Origin of the sequence: Streptomyces sp. SID14478, assembly GCF_010548525.1 — a bacterium.
Taxonomy (GTDB): domain Bacteria; phylum Actinomycetota; class Actinomycetes; order Streptomycetales; family Streptomycetaceae; genus Streptomyces.
Map to the genome: position 1 here is coordinate 1 of NZ_JAAGMG010000361.1, position 2,935 is coordinate 2,935.

The following is a 2,935-nucleotide window of genomic DNA, read 5'->3' on the forward strand; positions in this document are numbered from 1 at the left end:
GTGCGCGGCGGGCGACTCGGCGGGCTCCGTCGGCCCGGTGGGCGCGGACGGCACGGGGAGGGCGCCGTGGTCGCCGGGCAGGTGCGGGAGTCCGGGCAGGTGCGGGAGTCCGGGTAGCGCCGGCGGCTGGGAGGGCAGCGGCCGGGGTGCCGCTTCGGCCAGCCCTTCCACGACCTGGCCAGCCAACCGGCCGACCGGCCGCGTCACTTGGCGCACGGTGCCGACGACGGGCTCCGCCACCTGCCCGACCTGCCCGACCTGCCGGACCGTGTCGGCGACGGGCCGCAGGACCTTCTCCCGTACGGGCTCGTGCACCGATTCCTGTACGCGTTCGTGTACGGGACCGGTCACGCCCGGCGCGAGTGCGCGGGCCGCCGCGCGTACCGGACCAGCCTCGTCCGGAACGGATTCCCGTGCGTTCGCGCTCACCGGTCCGGCCTTGACCGGAACGGATTCGCGTACAGCGCCGCGTACCGGACCAGCCTCGTCCGGAACGGAGACGCGTACAGCGGCGCGTACCCGATCGGTCTCGTCCGGAACTGGGACGCGTACGGCTGCGGCTACCGGCTCGGCCTGCTCCCGCAAGGGTTCGACGAACCGCTCCCGCGCCCCGCGCAGGGGCTCGGCCGTCGCCTCCCGTATCGCCGCGTGGTGCGTGCCGAGCGGGCCGCCGGCATCGTCCGCGTGTGCCTGGCCGCCGCAGAGGAGGCCGAGGCCGATCAACCCGCCCAGGAGCAGCGCCAGTTGCAGCGCACGCCGCCCGGCCGCCGCGCGCGGCTGGCGCTCGGCGGGCAGAGGGAGGGCGATCGGGGAAGTCACGGTGCGCCGATACTCGCACGGGACGAGGGCGACTGCGCAAGCCCCGTGTTACCGATGGGTACTCATATCCGGTTTGCCAACCTCCCCCCGTTCCCACCGGTTTCGGCCGCTGCGTCGGGTATCGGCAACGGCCTCTTCTCAATGGCCGCGGCCATCACGTCGGGGAACAGATCGGGCGTACAGGCGAACGCCGGTGCGCCGAGCGAGGCGAGCGCAGCCGCGTGCTCCCGGTCGTAGGCGGGGGTGCCTTCGTCGGAGAGCGCGAGCAGCGTCACGAACTGCACGCCGGACGCCTTCATCGCGGCGACGCGCTTCAGCATCTCGTTGCGGATGCCGCCTTCGTAGAGGTCGGAGATGAGGACGACGACCGTCTCGGCGGGGCGGGTGATCTGCGACTGGCAGTACGCGAGCGCCCGGTTGATGTCGGTGCCGCCGCCCAGCTGGGTGCCGAAGAGGACGTCGACCGGGTCGTCGAGCTGGTCGGTGAGGTCCACGACGGCCGTGTCGAAGACGACGAGCCGGGTCCGGATCGACCGCATGGAGGCGAGCACCGCCCCGAACACGGAGGCGTAGACGACCGACGCGGCCATCGAGCCCGACTGGTCGATGCAGAGGATCACCTCCTTCTTCACGGACTGCGCGGCCCGGCCGTAGCCGATGAGCCGCTCGGGCACGACCGTGCGGTACTCGGGGAGGTAGTGCTTGAGGTTGGCCGCGATCGTGCGGTTCCAGTCGATGTCGTGGTGGCGGGGACGGCTGATGCGGGCGCTGCGGTCGAGCGCGCCGGTGAGGGTGGCGCGGGTGCGCGTGGCGAGCTTCTTCTCCAGGTCCTCGACGACCTTGCGGACGACGGCGCGGGCCGTCTCCTTCGTCGTCTCGGGCATCGCCTTGTTGAGCGAGAGGAGCGTGCCGACGAGGTGCACGTCGGCGTCGACGGCTTCGAGCATCTCCGGTTCGAGGAGGAGCGTGGACAGGCCGAGCCGGTCGATCGCGTCGCGCTGCATGACCTGGACGACGGACGAGGGGAAGTAGGTGCGGATGTCGCCGAGCCAGCGGGCGACCGACGGGGCCGAGGCCCCGAGGCCGGCGGTCCGGCTCGCGCCGGCGGCCGGTTGCTTTGCTTCGCCGGTGCCGTACAGCGCGGACAGGGCGCCGTCCATCGCGGCGTCCTGCCCCGCGAGAGCGCAGCCGGTGCCGTCGGCGGCGCCCCCTCCCAGGACCATCCGCCAGCGCCGGAGTCGTTCGTCGTCAGTGGTGGTGGGTTCCGGTTCCGTCATCGCGTCGTCTCCGCAAGGTCGTTGATGCACCGTCTCGTTCGCGGCGCGCGGTGTCCGCGTTGTGCGTTGCCCGCGGCGTGGGGCGTGCGGCGTGTGGCGTGTGAGTGCAGGTCCCCGGCGCGGTGTCTGTCTTCGCCTGTCTCTGCCGGGGGGCAGTGCACATCTCCAGGGGCGCGGGGAACCGCACGACCAACCCCCGCCAACCCCCACGCACCGGCACGCGACCACGCCTCCCCACCCCTCCACCCGCCACCCGCCATCCGTCACCCGCCGGTCCCTGCGCCGACGGCCCCGGCCCCGACCCCCGCCCCGAGCAACATCCGCACCACCGGCTCCACCGCCTCCGCCCGCTCCAGATCGAGCTCCTCCGCGAATCCTGGGACCCGCCCCGCCACGGCGGACGCCGAGGTCGCGGGGCCGCGCCGGACCAGTTCCCCGAGGGCGCGCCGCACCCCGGACTCGTACGCCGAGAACGTGCGCCGCAGCAGGGGCAGTACGTCGGTGAAGGCGTCCCCCGACACCCCGGTCAGCCACGCGTCGACCAGGCCGAGGAGCCGCTCGTCGTGGACGAGGAGCAGGCCGCCTCCCGAGCCGCCGCCGACGAAGCCCTCGATCCAGGCCGCCGCCTCGGCGGGCGGGGTGCCCGGCGAGAGGGCGAGTCCCATCAGGCGGGCCGCGTCCTCGTCGTCCAGCGCGCCTTCGTCCAGCAGCACGCGCGCGCACCGGCCCCGGACCACCCCGGCCACGCTGTCCCGCGTGGCGAGCGTGCGCAGCACCGCGCGCCAGCGCTCGCGCAGAGCGGCGTCCTCCAGGAGGCCGACGGCCGCGTGCACGGCGTC

2 protein-coding genes and 1 pseudogene are annotated in these 2,935 nt (G+C 74.0%); all 3 read right to left on the reverse strand.

The genetic code is table 11. From position 1 onward, the window contains the following. Positions 1–819 (reverse strand): annotated as a pseudogene (locus G3I40_RS11885) (hypothetical protein); the annotation flags it as partial. Between the two features lie 62 nt (positions 820–881). Continuing rightward, on the reverse strand, positions 882–2,096 hold the full coding sequence (locus tag G3I40_RS11890) for a VWA domain-containing protein (RefSeq protein WP_164302125.1): 1,215 nt from the start codon (positions 2,094–2,096) through the stop codon (positions 882–884). Between the two features lie 263 nt (positions 2,097–2,359). Next, the coding region (locus G3I40_RS11895; protein ID WP_239091678.1) for a DUF5682 family protein at positions 2,360–2,935 on the reverse strand (576 nt) is incomplete at its 5' end.

Bases quoted from the DNA above. Each gene is read 5' to 3' on its own strand.
- G3I40_RS11890 (WP_164302125.1), bottom strand. From the start codon at position 2,096: ATGACGGAACCGGAACCCACCACCACTGACGACGAACGACTCCGGCGC.